Here is a 14,779-nt window from a genome sequence, read left to right as displayed (position 1 = left end):
ACCCCGGCAGGGTCCGCGCTCTCCTGAAGAACCGACAAAAACCCGTTCGTGCCGGGCCTGTCTCAATATGGGCGTGATTTCCCGATATGAACCGGGCCTTTCAGGCTCACTCTTCCACGCCAAGCTGGCGAACCCGATAGCCCTGTCTGCCGAGCAAGGCAGGCACGCCCTGCGGGCCAACCAGATGGGCCATACCCACCACCACAAAACGGCTGCGGCCATCCTGCATGCTGCGCACGATGCGCTGGCTCATGACGACATTACGCTCGTCGATCAGCGCCCGCGTCTGGGTCGATCCCTTGGGCAGGCCCTCGTTCAGCAGGCGATTGACCTGTGCAGCGTTACCACTGCGCCAAGCGCTGATCATCGCCGCCAGATAGCTGGACGCGCGCCCGCCACGCACCAGATCCACGGTCAGGCGCAAGGCCTGCTGCTGCTCACGGAGGCTGCCGGCACCCAGCGCGGCAATCTGCTCTTCGATGCTCTCGAGTTCTTCCAGCGTCATTCCCTGTTGTGCGGCCCGCTGCATCAGTGCCATATCCACGCCCTGTGCGATTTCGTAGCCTGCCTGCTGGGCACTGGCAACACTGAGCAGCATGCCGGCCATCCAGGGCTGCAGCGGAGCAAGTGCTTCGGCGGGCAGGCCCAGCTCGCGTGCCGCCCCCACCAGCGCCTGCCAGTCGGCTGCGGAGAGGAGATCCCCCAGGCGCTGCCCTGCCGGCAGCATGGCCGCCGCCAGCAGTTTGCCCTGCGCCTCCGGCCGCTTCGGATCAAGTTCCACCACCAGCACCTGACTGGCTTCAAGCCGGCGCAGCACCTTCTCCGGCAAGGGAAAACAGCCTGCATTACAGACGTGGATCGAGCCGAACAGATACACTGTGGCCCCGTCCGGCTTGCTGGCCTCCCACAGTGGCAATTTCGGTCCGGCGGCCAGCGCCAGGCCGGCAGCCAGAGCACAACAGGCGGCCAGCACCCAACGCAACACGAGCAAGAACATCCTGCCTGGATTCATCTGCATGGTTTTTCAATCACATGACTGATTCAAGATTGCGCGCCATTCTCCTGATGGGCCCCACTGCCAGCGGCAAGACTGCGGCGGCCCTGCATCTGGCCCGAGCGCTGCCCGTCGAGATCATCAGCGTGGATTCGGCACTGGTCTACCGCGACATGGACATCGGCACGGCCAAACCGTCCCCGGCCGAATTATCCGCCTGCCCGCATCATCTCATCGACATCATCAGTCCGGAAGAGGCTTATTCCGCTGCACGCTTTCGCGCCGATGCGCTGCGCCTGATCGGCGAAATCAGCGCCCGTGGCAGGATTCCGCTGCTGGCCGGCGGCACCATGCTGTACTTCAAGGCGCTACTCGAAGGGCTGTCGGATCTGCCGCAGGCCGACGCAAGCTTGCGCGCCGGAATCGAGGCACAGGCGGCAACACAGGGCTGGCCGGCGCTGCATGCGGAACTCGCCCGTCTGGATGCCGATGCGGCGGCGCGCCTGAATCCCAATGATGCCCAGCGCATCCAGCGCGCACTGGAAATCGTGCGCGTCACCGGCCGGCCGCTCGCCGAGAGCTACGCCCGCAAGGAAGAGGCTGGCCCGGCAGTCGATTACCTGCTGCTGGCGCTCGCCCCATCAGACCGCAGCGTGCTGCACGCGCGCATCGCTCAGCGTTTCGACGCGATGCTCGCGGCCGGCTTCGAAGATGAAGTGCGCCACCTGCGCACGCAGTATCGGCTCGACCTCGACATGACTTCGATGCGTTGCGTGGGTTACCGCCAGATGTGGGAGTACCTCGATGGTGACATCGACGCGGCCGGCTTGCACTTCAAGGGGATTGCCGCCACCCGCCAGCTCGCCAAGCGTCAGCTGACCTGGTTGCGCCAGTTCCGCGAGAGCTGGTCAGGGTTGCAGGAATTCGATTGTCTGGATCCGCAGCATGTGCGGCAGATTGAAGACGCCGCAAAGGTCTGGCTTGGCGAATGAATCCGGCAATGCCTGCAGAGCCGCCTGCAGCAAGGTTCTTCAGGCTGCCATGCTCTACATCAAGCATGGATGCGGGTCTTCAGCCTCACCGTCTTAAAACGAAGACTGGGTGCGGCTATCCAGCCCGACCATGAAAAAAAGCCCCGGCCGATCTAACCCGGCAGGGGCTTTTTCATCCGGGCCTGCAGCGCTCAGGCCGCCAACCGGCTCAGGCTCAACAACAGCAGAACCAGTGCATTGAGCACGAGGGTGCGCCGCACCAGACCGACAAAACTCTGCAGATATTCAACCGCCGCCTCGTCGCCAGTACCGAGTTCAGGGCGCTCCAGCGGTTCGCCACTTTGCAGGATGGGCTGGCCCAGACGCACGCCCAGCGCACCGGCGCCGGCAGCCAGCAAGATGCCTTCGTTGCGATCCGGCCAGGCGGGAGACTGGGTGCGCCAGCAGTAGGCGGCGTCCTCGAAATCACCGACGATGGAGAAAGCCATGGCCGTCACGCGGGCCGGCAACCATTCGATGACGGCAAAAGCACGCCGCGCGAAGTGGCCGAAATCGCCAGCTTCCGGATCGCTGCGGGCGCCCCATTCGCGCGCGAAATAATCCGCCATGCGGTACAGCACGGCACCGCAGGGGCCGGGCAACAGGATGAAGCACACGATCACGCCGAAGACCTGGCGGTGCGAGCCGACGATAGCCTGCTCCAGCGTCAGGCGGGTGACTTCCTCGCTGCTGCTCTGCTCATGCAGGTGGCCGCGCCATTCGCCGAGCAGCTTGCGGGCATGCGGCAGATCCTGCGCACGCAGGCTGGCGTGGATGCGCGTGAAGAAATGGCTGCTGTGGCGAAATCCCATCGTGCAATAGAGCACCACCACGTTGAACAGCAAGGCAGCGACCGGATGCAGGGCATACAGCAGGAAATACAGCAGCGCCACCAGCGCCACCGGCGGCAGCACCATCAGGCACCAGGCAATCGTGCCGTGGTGCGCCTGACCGTCATTGAAGCGATCCTCGAAATACTGGCCAAGGGCGGCCAGCGGCGGATAAAGATAGCGCGCCGCATTGAGCGGGCGGAACTGTTCAAGAACGAGGGTAAGGATGAGCGCGAGCAGGGTCATCGGAACGATCGGAAAATTAAGGGCGGAAAGGCCGCCGAGCAAGGGAGGAAGATAGCACAAGCGCCCCCTTCCGGGCGCGGACCGGAAGGTCTATTCGCCGCCCGGACGATCGGCCAGAAAGGCAGCCAGCATGTGCAGGATGCCCGCCGTGGCCCCCCAGATGAAACGGCCCGGGTAGGGCACGGCATATACATGCCGCTCACCCGCCTGCCAGCGGATGCGATGGCTCTGGTAGTTGCTGTGCCGGGCCAGGAATTGCAGCGGGATTTCAAAGGCTTCGGCCACCTCGAACGGATCGGGGCGCAGGCACACATCAGGATGCAGCAGACCAAGCACAGGCGTGATCCGGAAGCCGCTGGGCGTGCCGAAGTCCGGCAGCACACCAAGGAGTTCGACGCTCTCCGGCAGCAGCCCCACTTCTTCGGAGGCTTCACGCAGAGCGGTGGCGCTCAGGGAGACATCCTCCTCTTCCATGCGCCCGCCCGGAAAACTGATCTGGCCGGCGTGATGATGCAGGTGGTCGGTGCGCCGGGTCAGCAGCACCTGCATGCCCTGCGGACGGGGCACCAGCGGCACCAGCACCGCCGCCGGCACCTGGCGTGAGTCCAGCGGCCAGTCGCTCTGCCAGGCAAAGTCCGCCAGCTGCGCGAAACGCGCCCGCAGGGCAGCCGGCGAATCATCCATCACAACACCTCAATAACGCTGGGTCAGCACCATGGTGCTGCCGTCACGACGCATTTCCATGCGGTTCAGGAAGCTCATGCCGAGGAGTACCTGGGGCATGGGTGCCGATACCACAGTGCCATCCACATCATAGAGCGTCACGTCGCCGATGCTGATCTTGGCAATCTTGACCCTGACGGTCGCAACGACTCCATTGGCGGTTCCGGCCATGCCCGCCTCGCCCTTGCTCAGGTTGATCCCGGCGCGCATCGCCGTAGCCCGGTCCATGGCCACCGCCGTCGCCCCCGTATCCACCATGAACTGCACGCTGCTGCCATTGAGCGTGCCATTGGTAAGAAAGTGCCCGCGGACATCCGACACCAGCGTGACCTGGCGCTGGGCGCCCGTGGTGGCCCCGACACTGACCGGCTCACCGATGCCGATCCGAGCACGCTGTCCGTTGATATCCAGCGTTGCCGAATCCTTGCCGACCTCGATCAGCTTGACCCGGCCGACGGCCTGGCCCACCCGCACCGTACGCGGCGCGCCACCATCAATCACCAGCACCGCCTTGTCGGCAAACAGACCGACCACCGAGACGTCCTCCGCCTGAGCCATAAGAGCAAAGGCCGCCACAACCAGACCGACCCCGCCACGCAACATCCTGTTTGCCATTCGCATGAACCCCATCCCAGTTTTCCTGCACAGCCCGAACGTGGACCGCCGCTATTTTGCCAGTTTCCCCGACACACAAGACATGCCCTGGCAGCACATCCGGATCAACCGGCGGGGGCCCTGCCGGAGACGCCGGGCCGGAATACTGGCCTGTGCTTCATGGGCGGAGTGATACACGCGAATGCGCCGCGGTCGTGGCTCCCGCCAGTGCCACGTCCGATCCGACAGGCGGTGGCTGCAGACCTCCTGGTGAGGAGTCACGGCCTGGGCGAAAAACCGTTGCCGGACACCGGTGAAATCCACACCGCCATTGCTCAGCCCGCAGATAACCACGTCGGCCTGAAAACGTGCGCACCGCGTGACAAGCGCGTATCCTTGCGCACTGCCCGAAAACGGATCAGGAAAGGAATTTCATGCAAGGCGACGAGGAAATCGGTATTGGCGGAATCGGCCTGCTGCTGGGCGGCCTGATCCTGGTCTGTGTGCTCGGCGTGATCGGCATCGGAATCTATTCCACCCTGCCTGAAACCCCGTCAGCACCAAGTACGGAAGCGCCCGCCCCCAAAGGCGAAGCGATGGCCCGGATCTATTTCGAGATCAACAGCGCCGAGCTGCCCGCCGAAGCAGGCGGAGCCATCGAAACGATCAAGGAACGCGCCATGGTCGTGGCGAACCTGAATGTGCTGATTTCCGGCTATCACGATCCTTCCGGTGACCCGGCGCAGAACGCCGAACTGGCCAAGCAGCGCGCCGAAGCCGCACGCGACGCCCTGATCGCCGCCGGTGTGCCGGCAGAGCGCATCATCCTGCGCAAGCCCGAGGTCATCGCAGGCAACGAGGATCTGCAGGAAGCGCGCCGCGTTGACCTGCGGCTGCAATAAGCGGAAACCCAGCCATCGAATGCCGGCCCAGCCGGCATTCTGCATTTCAAGATGAAGCAACGCCTTTTCCATCTCGCCCGGTCCTTGTGCAGCTGGCTGCGCCGCCACCCCATACGGGGCGGGCTGGCCTGCGTGCTCACGCTGGCGTTGCTGCTGGACCAGTGTTTCCCGCCCCCCATTCCGCGCGACGAGCCCGGCCTGGTGGTTGCCGCCGAAGATGGCTCGCCACTGCGCAGCTGGCCGAGTGCCGATGGCGTGTGGCGCTACCCGGTCACGCCCGAGCAGGTCTCGCCCCTGTATCTGCAAGCCCTGCTGGCCTACGAAGACCGCTGGTTCTACCGCCACCCCGGCGTCAATCCATCAGCCCTGCTGCGCGCAGCCGTGCAGTGGGCACGTCACGGGCGCATCATCTCCGGCGGCTCCACCCTGACCATGCAGGTCGCACGCATCATTGATCCGCCCGGGCGCTCGATTCCCGGCAAAGTGCGTCAGATCCTGCGCGCGCTGCAACTGGAATCCCGTCTGTCCAAGCAGGAAATCCTCACCCTCTACCTGAATCATGCGCCCATGGGCGGCATTGTCGAAGGCGTGGAGATGGCCAGCCGCATGTATCTGGGCAAACCCTCTGCCAACCTGACCCAGGCCGAAGCGGCACTGCTGGTGGTACTGCCCCAGGCGCCCTCGCGCTTGCGTCCCGACCGCGCGGCAGCACGCGCCCAGCTGGCGCGCGACAAGGTGCTGCTACGCATGGTCGAACTGGGCATCTGGGGACCGGTGGCCGTGCAGGATTCACGCATGGAGCCCGTCGGTGCCAACCCGTTGCGGGCCCAACTGCTGGCCCCGCTGGCCGCCGAGCGCCTGCGCCAGCAGGTGCGTCAGTCAGACAGCCATGGCAAACCTGCGGTAGTGCGCTCCACGCTGCGCCCTGAAATCCAGAGCACGGTCGAGCGCATGCTGCTTGATCGCATCGAGCAACTGCCCCCGAAAGTCTCGATGGCGGTGATGGTGATGGAAAGCGACAGCCTTGCCATCCGGGCCTACGCCGGCTCGGCAGACTTTCGCGACGGCAAACGCTTCAACCATGTCGACATGGTGCGCGGCGTGCGCTCTCCCGGCTCCACGCTCAAACCCTTCCTGTATGCCCTGGCGCTGGATGAAGGCCTGATCCATTCAGAGAGCCTGCTCGCCGACGCACCACAATCCTTTGCCGGTTATGAGCCGGGCAACTTCCAGGCGAATTTTTCCGGCCCGGTCAGTGTCTCCGAAGCCCTGCAGCGCTCGCTGAACGTGCCGGCGGTGGATCTGCTCGACCGCCTCGGCCCCCATCGCTTTGCCACCCACCTGCGCAGCGGCGGCCTGCGCCTGCGCCTGCCGGCAGGTGGCGAGCCGAATCTTTCGATCATTCTTGGCGGCGCCGGCACCACACTGGAAGAGCTGGTCGGTGCCTATCGCAGTCTCGCCGCCAAGGGCATGAGCGGCGTGCCACGACTGAACCCGGCCGCCCCCAAGGTCGAGAGTCGCATGATGAGCGAGGGCGCGGCCTGGATCGTGCGCGACATTCTGGAAAGTGGCGGGCATCCGGACCGTCCCTTCATTGAAGACGGAGGCCGCCGCATCGCCTGGAAAACCGGTACCAGCTTCGGTTTCCGCGACGCCTGGGCGGTCGGCGTGGCGGGCAATTACACCGTCGGCGTATGGATCGGCCGCCCCGATGGCACGCCGAACCCCGGCTTCTTCGGCGCCAACATTGCTGCACCACTGCTTCACGACATCGTGGCCGCCTTGCCCGCGGGCAATCCACCGGTCCGGACCCGCCCCGCTAGCGTCACCAGCGCCCAGATCTGCTGGCCGCTGGGCACCTCCGTCGAGACCACCCCTGCCGGACTATGCGCTCAAAAACGCAGCGCCTGGGCACTCAACGGCGCCATTCCGCCCACCCTGCCGGATCGCGCCAGCGAACGCAGCCTGCACGACACGATCTGGCTTGATCCCGTCAGCGGCCTGCGCACCACTCCGACCTGTACACCACATGCAGAGCAGCATGCGATCGCCCGCTGGCCCACCTATCTGGAACCCTGGCTGAGTGCTGACGAGCGGGCCCGCAGTGCCCCCGCCTGGCGCCCCGGCTGTCAGCACGAAGAAAGCACTACTGGCAGCATCAAGCTGCAAGGCATCGCAGTCGGCGCACAGATCCGCCCTGCACCTGGCAAGACCGTGGCGCAACTGGATGTGCGCGCAGCAGGCGGCAGCGGCAGCCTGTACTGGCTGCTCAATGGCAAATTGCTGCGTAGCGCTCCTGCAGATCAGGGCCAGCGCATCGAACTGCGTGACAACGGCGAACACATGATCACCGTCATGGACGCCCAAGGGCACTACGCCAGCGCACGCTTCATGGTCAAGGGTTTCTGAGGGGACTGCCTGAAGAGCCGCGCGTGACGGGCCTCTTCACAAGCCCATCCTGAAAACCTACGCCCCGCGCTGCTCTCCGGGCAGGCGGCGGCCCCCGGCTTCAGCGCTTAAGACCCAGAACCACCACGCCGGCCCCCACCAGCAAGATGCCGAACCAGGACGTGACGGAGGGGCGCTCGCCCAGGAAGATCACCGCAAACACCGCGACCAGCAGCAAGCTGAGCTTGTCGACCGGCGCGACCTTGGAGGCCTCGCCGATTTTCAGCGCGCGGAAATAGCACAGCCACGAGGCGCCGGTCGCCAGCCCGGAGAGGATCAGGAACAGCCAGGTGCGCCGCCCCAGTGCGAAGGGGCTGCTCCACTTGCCCAGGGCATAGACGAAGGCAGAGAGCACGACGAGGATCACGCCGGTACGGATCAGGGTGGCGAAGTCGGAATCCACACCTTCGAGCCCGAGCTTGGCGAAGATAGCAGTCATTGCTGCAAACACGGCCGAGAGCAGTGCCCACACCAACCAGCCGGAAGAGTCCATCAGCACCTCCTGTTGCAGCACAAAACTCGGCACCTGAAGAAGCGCATGGGGCGGACCTCTTCAGGCCAGCTGCCTGCACAGCAAGGCGCAGCGCGGCTCTTCAGGCACTCAGCCCTCAGCTTCCATTGCTCAACACTGCGCGCAGCACCTCAGCCGCCCGTTCCGCCCACGGTCAAACCATCAATCCGCAGCGTCGGCTGACCTACGCCGACAGGCACGCTCTGACCGTCCTTGCCGCAGGTGCCCACACCGGGGTCGAGCGCCAGATCGTTACCGATCATGCTGACGTGGTTGAGCACATCCGGGCCGTTGCCGATCAGGGTGGCGCCCTTCACCGGATAGGTGACCTTGCCGTTCTCGATCATGTAAGCCTCGGCCGCCGAGAACACGAACTTGCCACTGGTGATGTCGACCTGCCCGCCGCCGAAATTCACGGCATACAGGCCTTTCTTCACCGAGGCGATGATCTCGACCGGGTCCTTGTCACCGGCGCGCATCAGGGTGTTGGTCATGCGCGGCATGGGCAGGTGGGCGAAGGATTCGCGGCGGCCATTGCCGGTGGGCGCCACGCCCATCAGGCCGGCGTTGTGCATGTCCTGCATGTAGCCGACGAGGATGCCATCCTCGATCAGCGGGGTGCACTTCGTCGGATTGCCTTCGTCATCGATGGTCAGCGAGCCACGCCGGCCTTCGAGCGTGCCGTCATCGACTACGGTGACACCTTTGGCAGCCACGCGCTGGCCAATGCGCCCGGCGAAAGCCGAGCTGCCCTTGCGGTTGAAATCGCCTTCCAGGCCGTGACCGATGGCTTCGTGCAGCAGGATGCCGGGCCAGCCGGAGCCGAGCACCACGGTCATCGCTCCCGCTGGCGCCGGTTTGGCTGCCAGATTGGTGCGGGCCTGATGCACGGCACGCTGGGCGTAGTCGCGCAGCACGGCATCAGTGAACAGACGGTAATCGCTGCGTCCACCACCACCGGAGGAGCCCTGCTCGCGGCGACCGCCGTCCTCCATGATCACGGTGAGCGACAGGCGCACCAGCGGGCGCACGTCAGCGGCCAGTACGCCATCACTGCGCGCGACCATGACCACATCCCAAGACGCAGCGAGCGAGGCCATGGCCTGCAGCACACGCGGATCTTCGGCGCGGGCAAATTGTTCGAGGCGCTCCAGCAGGGCAATCTTGTCGGCATCTGCCAGGGAGGGCAACGGATCAACCGCGGCATACAGCGGCGCGGGTTGCACGCGGGCTTTTACTTTTGCCTTGCGCGCCTGTCCCTGCGCAGCAATCGAACGCACGGTACTGGCTGCTTCACCCAGCGCAGCGGCAGTGATGTCGTCCGAATAGGCAAAGGCGGTGCGCTCGCCGGCAATCGCTCGCACGCCCACACCCTGTTCGATGTTGAAGCTGCCCGATTTGACGATGCCCTCCTCCAGGCTCCAGCTCTCGGTGCGCTGGTACTGGAAGTACAGATCGGCGTAATGCAGGTCGTGCCCGAGGATGCTGCCCAGGGTCTTGTCCAGCGTGCTGGTGGTAAGACCATAAGGCGCCAGCAGGGTCTGACTGGCGATGTCGAGGGCGCTATGCGTTGAAGATTCGTGCGATGCTGTGAGACTCATGCGGGGGATGCTTCCTGTAATCAGTCAAAAATACGATGTTTGAGGGCCGGCAGGCTTTCACGCACACTGGCAGTCCGCTGAGGGTCCAGCTCGCCGACAACCACGCCGGCACCGCTCGCCATGCTGGCAACAATCTCGCCCCAGGGGTCGATCAGCATGCTGTGACCCCAGGTCTGACGGCCGGACGGATGCGTACCGCCCTGCCCGCTGGCCAGCACGTAGCACTGGTTTTCGATGGCTCGTGCGCGCAACAGGACTTCCCAGTGTGCGCTGCCCGTGGTGGCGGTAAAAGCGGCAGGCACCACGATCAGGTCGACTTCGCCCATGCGCCGGTACAGCTCCGGGAAACGCAGGTCGTAGCATACCGACAGACCGACGCGGCCACAGGGGCCGTCGAAGGTGACGATCTCGCGTCCGGCTTCGATGGTGCGCGCCTCGTTGTAACTTTCGCTGCCGCGCGTGAAGCCGAACAGGTGGATCTTGTCGTAGCGCGCGACCTGCTCGCCTTGCGGATTGAAGACCAGGCTGGTGTTGAGAACGTGGTCCGCGTCACTGGCGGCCAGTGGCAGGGTGCCGCCAATCAGCCAGATGGCGTGACGGCGTGCCGTTTCGGCAAGAAAGGTCTGGATCAGGCCTGTGCCGGGAGTTTCGCGAATGCCGATCTTGGCCGTTTCGTCGGCACTGATCAGGGCGAAGTATTCCGGCAGCAACACCAGTTGCGCACCTTGCGCAGCGGCTTCGGCAATCAGACTCGCGGCCTCGCGCAGATTGGCGGCTACGTCGGGACCGGCAATCAACTGCACCGCGGCGACTTTGCAGGCTTTGGCATTCATTTCGGTTTGCTTTCATCAGCAGTCGGCATGGAATCGCCGGGCCTGTCGATCCGCAGATCAAAACGCCCTTCAAGCTTTTCCACCTTGGGGTCAGCCCACGAACCAGTCACGGCATAGTCGTAGCTGAAGATCTTCTCGACCGGGTCCCGCAGGAGCTTCTGCCCGAGGTATACCGCGGCCCCGACCGCCGGGTTGAGAATGCCGACCGCCGCCTGGCCGACGATTACACCCACGGCCACGGTTTCAGACAGGGTGGGCTGCACGCGCAGATGCAGATCATGGGTTTCGCGCGCCAGATCGGTACTGCCGGTAATGAAAACCTTGGCTGCCGGGCCACGCACTTCCAGGTCGCCGGTATGCAGCACACCGGCATTCACCTTCATGTCGCCCGATATATTGTCGAAGGCAAACCCCTCGGAAAATACGTCTCGGAAATCCAGGGTGATGCGTCGTGGCAGTGACTGCAGGCTGAGGATGCCGATCAGGCGCCCGGCGCCCGGCTCCATCTTGCGGAACTGCCCGTCGCTGGCCTTGAGCTTCATGCTGCCATTCATCGAAGGGTAATGCAGCGTGGTTGGCAAGCCGGCCCACATCAGATTGCCCTCAAAATCCACGCTGCCGCGGCGCAGCACATTGGGCTGACCGAAGTGCCCGAGCATGCTGCCCGCATCTTCGCTATGGAGCTTGAACTCGATCCGCGTTCCCGCGCTGCGCTGCCAGCTGCCAGATCCGGTGATATTCATGTCCGGCGCACTCAGGCTGATGTTCCTGAGCTGCCAGTTCTTGTCGTCAGACACCGCCTGCAGGCTGAGCTTGCCCAGATCCATGCTGCCCAGACGGAAATGCTCGGCGACCACATCCAACGCAGGCGGTTGACGCGAAGGTCGTCCGCTGCCGGTCACGATCACCGACTCCGGTTCAAAGCCGCCACTGACCGGTTGCAAGGAAAGCTGCGACAGGCGCGCACGCAAGCTGCCATTGCCCTTTTCGCTCCAGCTCAGATCCCCTGCCAGGTCCGGCCCGTCCAGCCGCAAGGTCCAGTTGCCATCACGGCGCAACGCCTTGCCGCTGACATCGCGGAAACGGTGGCCGGCGGCGACCAGATCGCCAATGCGTGCCGCGATGGCCAAGGTGCCGGGGGTCGCACTCTCACCGAATCCGCTCAGCATGTCCTCGACCACCGGCTCCCAGCGGCTCGCATCCAGAGCGGGCAGGATGGCCGAGAAACGCCAGCCCTGCGCCGGCAGCACGGCGTCCTCACCCACGGCGACAGCGCCACGGGTCAGCACGCACTGCTCGTGGCACTGCTCGCCCCAGGCAACATCGACGCGCTGATCCAGCTTCACGCGCCAGGTATTCGTGCTCTCCTTGCTGCCGTCGCGCCCCTCGGCGCGTACATTGAAGCGTAGCGGCCAGCGCTCGGGGGCATCCTTGACCATCGGCGGCGGCAATTCGCTGCTCACGCCGGCGAGCGTGCTGTCCACTGTCACATCGACAAGATTGTGGCGCACGCGGATCAATGCCGTGGCCGCCGTTTCACCCCTCAGGTGATCCCAGGTCGGGTTGGGCACCAGCCGCCGCAGCCCAGCTACCGTGATCTGGCCCTGACCGTCGAAGCGCAGACTGCCATCCGCCTCGGTCACGCCGGTGGCACGTACCCGCTTGCCCAGAAAGATTGCGTCAGCCCCCGGCAGGAATACGCCTTTTTCGTTGAAACCCAGCGTGCCGGTGGCTTCGCTGAATTCGGGCAAGGCCGGAATCAGGCGCAAGGTATTCCCGGCAAAGCGGTAGTCGCCCTTGACCCGCGTATGCAGTGGATCCTTGAGAGGAATCTCGATATGCAGATCCAGATTGCCATTGCCACTGGCGCGCAAGTCACGCGTGAAGCCGCCCGTCATGGGCGCCAGCGCACTGGCATTCACGTAGTGCAGGAAGTCGGTCGTCGCGCCGCTGGCCTTGCCATCCACGGTCAAGACCGGATTGTCGTGCTCCATCAGATCGGGGATTTCGACCTTCACATCGCGCACCGCAGCGCCCTGATAGCGGCCGCGCTCGGCGCGGATGGTCATGCGCTGGCGGTCCAGCACGAAACTGCCCTGGATGGCGGACACCCCCGGCCAGCCCGGCGCAAAGGTCTCCAGCTTCGCGTCCACCAGCTTGCTCTCCAGACGGAAAACGCCCGGACTCTTGTTGAAAGGGAACTGGGTCAGATCCCCTGTCAGCTGGAAGTGCAGATCCTCGCCGCGTCCGCTGGTCAGGGATTCATGCAGCCAGGTCGACACATATTCCGTCGCCACGATCGGGATGTAACGCCACACCGCATCCAGCTGCGCACGTTTGGCCTGGGCACGCACATCCAGATAACCAGGCCCGGTCGGGCGGGCTTGCCAGTAACCCGAGACATCGGCACTCACGTAGGGATTGACCGCATGGCCACTGCCGATCTTCACCGTCAGCGCTTCCTGAGCACTGCCTTTGGGCTTTTCGTAAGACCAGCCCCCGGCCAGATCAAGGCGACCCAGTTCGATGCTCTCGGTCAAGGCCGTCGGCAGGTGCAGCGCCCCATCCTTGACGTTCAGGCGGAACTCGCCACTGCGTTCATTGCCATTGAGCTGCACCGACAGGCCGGAAAATCCCGGCAAATGCCCCATCGGTTTGAGCGCCAGATCATCCAGCCGGCCCTTCACTTCAAAGCGCGCGATTTTCTCTGCCGGCCCCTGCCAGTCGAGCTTCATGTCCACGATGCGCCCGCTGGGCCCGGCTTCGGCCAGCTGACGGGCCGAGTCCTCCGGCAAGGGCAGATAGGCGGCCAGTTGCGAGAGCACGCGCACATCCAGCTCGCCAGAAGAGAAACTGCCCTGTGCCGGACGTTTTTCATCCCCGGCCAGATAGCGGAAGCCAATCTTCGTCGGCCCGATGCGCAGGCCCTCATGTGTTGCCAGGCTCAGGCGCTCGGCGCTGAAATTGACCTCATCCGCGCTGGCGTTCAGCATCACTCGTCCCTGCAGCGAAACCAGATCGAGCTGCGGCAGATCCTTGCCGAAGCGCAGCGCCACATCGGCCAGCGCCACATCGGCGCTCAGACTTTCCAGGCGCTTGCCGTCAAAGCTCAGCCAGGTGCGGATGCCACCGCGCCCGCGTGGCAAGGCCAATGGGTAATCCAGCCATTTCTGCCACACCGCCAGATCGGCTTCGTCCAGCGACAGGTACAGATCACCGCGCCAGTCTTCCAGCCGTTTGAAGCCTTCGCCACGCAGATCGCCGCGAATGTCGAGGTTCGCCGAATAGGCTGCCGGCGGGCTGGCCAGCAAGGCAAAGCGATGCTCGTTGCCGGAATTCTCCAGGCGCAGATTGACGTGATCCAGCGCCAGTGGCGGTGCTTCGCGCAGCGCGTCGGTCCACACCAGACGCGCCTCCCGGATCACGATCTGGCGCTGGTCGAGCACAAAATCGCCAAACCCCGAATCGCTGCCACCACTGTTGATGTGCAGACCGGCAATGAAAATGCGCCCATCCGCCTCGCGACGCAGATCCAGTTCGGGGCTCACCACCTCCAGCCGGTACAGGCGCAGGCGGCGGTACAGCAGTGAAGACCAGGCCACCGACACCTCGACCCGGGGCAATTCCAGTGCCACACGATCCTCATGATCGAAGACGCGCAGGCTATGAATCGACAATTCCGGACGCAAACCATTCCAGTTGGCGTCCAGCGCGGCGATCTCGACCTTGAGCCCGAGTTGCTGCGAAATGGCCTGCTCGATGCGATCGCGTTGCTGAGCGATCTGCGGTGCAGCAACGTAGCGCAGCAACAGGAAACCAATGGCCAGGACAAAGAAACCCAGCCACAAGCCGCGCCAGGCCAGGCGCGGCAGATGCAATGGCCAGCGCAGGCAAGCGCGCCCCAGGCTGCGCCAATGACAGGCAGCAGCAAGGCGCGTACGCCAATCAGACAGTTTGCGGGAATCAGCGGGATTGTCGGCCATGAAGGGCTGGACGCAGCGCGCGACGAAGCGGCATGATGAAACAGGTCGCGATTTTACCCCATGGTCCGCTCAGAAACCTGCCG

The 14,779-nt window shown here is 64.5% G+C and carries 11 protein-coding genes; 3 read left to right on the top strand and 8 right to left on the bottom strand.

Annotation, left to right across the window (positions count from 1 at the left end; genetic code table 11):
- Window positions 1-106: 106 nt before the first annotated feature.
- Entirely contained in the window at window positions 107-985 is an 879-nt protein-coding gene (locus Q9Q94_RS12795; protein WP_305980919.1) for a TraB/GumN family protein, read from the bottom strand.
- 47 nt (window positions 986-1,032) lie between these two features.
- Between Q9Q94_RS12795 and miaA the strand changes: the two genes are divergently transcribed.
- The gene (gene miaA, locus Q9Q94_RS12790; protein WP_305980470.1) at window positions 1,033-1,986 is read left to right on the top strand and encodes a tRNA (adenosine(37)-N6)-dimethylallyltransferase MiaA; all 954 of its coding nucleotides are present in this window, start codon (window positions 1,033-1,035) and stop codon (window positions 1,984-1,986) included.
- A gap of 191 nt (window positions 1,987-2,177) precedes the next feature.
- Here the strand turns inward: miaA and Q9Q94_RS12785 are convergent, their stop codons facing one another.
- The 3 genes from Q9Q94_RS12785 to Q9Q94_RS12775 form a co-directional block, all read right to left on the bottom strand.
- Window positions 2,178-3,101 (bottom strand): CobD/CbiB family protein, encoded by a 924-nt coding sequence (locus Q9Q94_RS12785; RefSeq protein WP_305980469.1) that lies wholly within the window; start codon window positions 3,099-3,101, stop codon window positions 2,178-2,180.
- 90 nt (window positions 3,102-3,191) lie between these two features.
- The gene (locus Q9Q94_RS12780) at window positions 3,192-3,785 is read right to left on the bottom strand and encodes a CoA pyrophosphatase (protein ID WP_305980468.1); all 594 of its coding nucleotides are present in this window, start codon (window positions 3,783-3,785) and stop codon (window positions 3,192-3,194) included.
- A 9-nt stretch (window positions 3,786-3,794) separates the two neighbouring features.
- On the bottom strand, window positions 3,795-4,454 hold the full coding sequence (locus Q9Q94_RS12775) for a TIGR02281 family clan AA aspartic protease (protein WP_305980467.1): 660 nt from the start codon (window positions 4,452-4,454) through the stop codon (window positions 3,795-3,797).
- 398 nt (window positions 4,455-4,852) lie between these two features.
- Between Q9Q94_RS12775 and Q9Q94_RS12770 the strand changes: the two genes are divergently transcribed.
- Both Q9Q94_RS12770 and pbpC read left to right on the top strand, forming a co-directional pair.
- A complete protein-coding gene (locus Q9Q94_RS12770) occupies window positions 4,853-5,320 on the top strand; it encodes an OmpA family protein (protein WP_305980466.1) in 468 nt (155 codons plus the stop codon).
- Window positions 5,321-5,371: 51 nt separating this feature from the next.
- The gene (gene pbpC / locus Q9Q94_RS12765) at window positions 5,372-7,729 is read left to right on the top strand and encodes a penicillin-binding protein 1C (RefSeq protein ID WP_305980465.1); all 2,358 of its coding nucleotides are present in this window, start codon (window positions 5,372-5,374) and stop codon (window positions 7,727-7,729) included.
- Between the two features lie 100 nt (window positions 7,730-7,829).
- On the opposite strand, the gene Q9Q94_RS12760 is transcribed toward pbpC, so the two are convergent.
- The 4 genes from Q9Q94_RS12760 to Q9Q94_RS12745 all read right to left on the bottom strand — a co-directional run bounded on the left by Q9Q94_RS12760 (window position 7,830) and on the right by Q9Q94_RS12745 (window position 14,696).
- Window positions 7,830-8,261 carry an EamA family transporter gene (locus tag Q9Q94_RS12760; RefSeq protein ID WP_305980464.1) on the bottom strand — a complete coding sequence of 144 codons (432 nt, stop codon included), beginning with the start codon at window positions 8,259-8,261 and terminating at the stop codon, window positions 7,830-7,832.
- A 149-nt stretch (window positions 8,262-8,410) separates the two neighbouring features.
- The gene (gene tldD / locus Q9Q94_RS12755; RefSeq protein ID WP_305980463.1) at window positions 8,411-9,880 is read right to left on the bottom strand and encodes a metalloprotease TldD; all 1,470 of its coding nucleotides are present in this window, start codon (window positions 9,878-9,880) and stop codon (window positions 8,411-8,413) included.
- 20 nt (window positions 9,881-9,900) lie between these two features.
- Window positions 9,901-10,713 carry a carbon-nitrogen hydrolase family protein gene (locus Q9Q94_RS12750; RefSeq protein WP_305980462.1) on the bottom strand — a complete coding sequence of 271 codons (813 nt, stop codon included), beginning with the start codon at window positions 10,711-10,713 and terminating at the stop codon, window positions 9,901-9,903.
- Complete coding sequence (locus Q9Q94_RS12745; RefSeq protein WP_305980461.1) at window positions 10,710-14,696, bottom strand: YhdP family protein; 3,987 nt, start codon at window positions 14,694-14,696, stop codon at window positions 10,710-10,712. Before Q9Q94_RS12745 ends, Q9Q94_RS12750 begins: the two co-directional genes overlap by 4 nt.
- Between the last annotated feature and the right edge of the window lie 83 nt (window positions 14,697-14,779).

The sequence above is a fragment of the Uliginosibacterium sp. 31-16 genome (assembly GCF_030730865.1).
GTDB lineage: Bacteria > Pseudomonadota > Gammaproteobacteria > Burkholderiales > Rhodocyclaceae > Uliginosibacterium.
Note: the sequence above shows the minus strand (reverse complement) of the source record. Positions and strands in the feature narration are given on the sequence as shown.

What these genes read in the sequence shown, in the direction of transcription:
- tldD (WP_305980463.1), bottom strand. Translation starts at nt 9,880, where the DNA reads ATGAGTCTCACAGCATCGCACGAATCTTCAACGCATAGCGCCCTCGAC.
- Q9Q94_RS12750 (WP_305980462.1), bottom strand. Translation starts at nt 10,713, where the DNA reads ATGAATGCCAAAGCCTGCAAAGTCGCCGCGGTGCAGTTGATTGCCGGT.
- Q9Q94_RS12775 (WP_305980467.1), bottom strand. Translation starts at nt 4,454, where the DNA reads ATGGGGTTCATGCGAATGGCAAACAGGATGTTGCGTGGCGGGGTCGGT.
- Q9Q94_RS12780 (WP_305980468.1), bottom strand. Translation starts at nt 3,785, where the DNA reads ATGGATGATTCGCCGGCTGCCCTGCGGGCGCGTTTCGCGCAGCTGGCG.
- Q9Q94_RS12770 (WP_305980466.1), top strand. Translation starts at nt 4,853, where the DNA reads ATGCAAGGCGACGAGGAAATCGGTATTGGCGGAATCGGCCTGCTGCTG.
- miaA (WP_305980470.1), top strand. Translation starts at nt 1,033, where the DNA reads ATGACTGATTCAAGATTGCGCGCCATTCTCCTGATGGGCCCCACTGCC.
- Q9Q94_RS12745 (WP_305980461.1), bottom strand. Translation starts at nt 14,696, where the DNA reads ATGGCCGACAATCCCGCTGATTCCCGCAAACTGTCTGATTGGCGTACG.
- Q9Q94_RS12760 (WP_305980464.1), bottom strand. Translation starts at nt 8,261, where the DNA reads ATGGACTCTTCCGGCTGGTTGGTGTGGGCACTGCTCTCGGCCGTGTTT.
- Q9Q94_RS12785 (WP_305980469.1), bottom strand. Translation starts at nt 3,101, where the DNA reads ATGACCCTGCTCGCGCTCATCCTTACCCTCGTTCTTGAACAGTTCCGC.
- pbpC (WP_305980465.1), top strand. Translation starts at nt 5,372, where the DNA reads ATGAAGCAACGCCTTTTCCATCTCGCCCGGTCCTTGTGCAGCTGGCTG.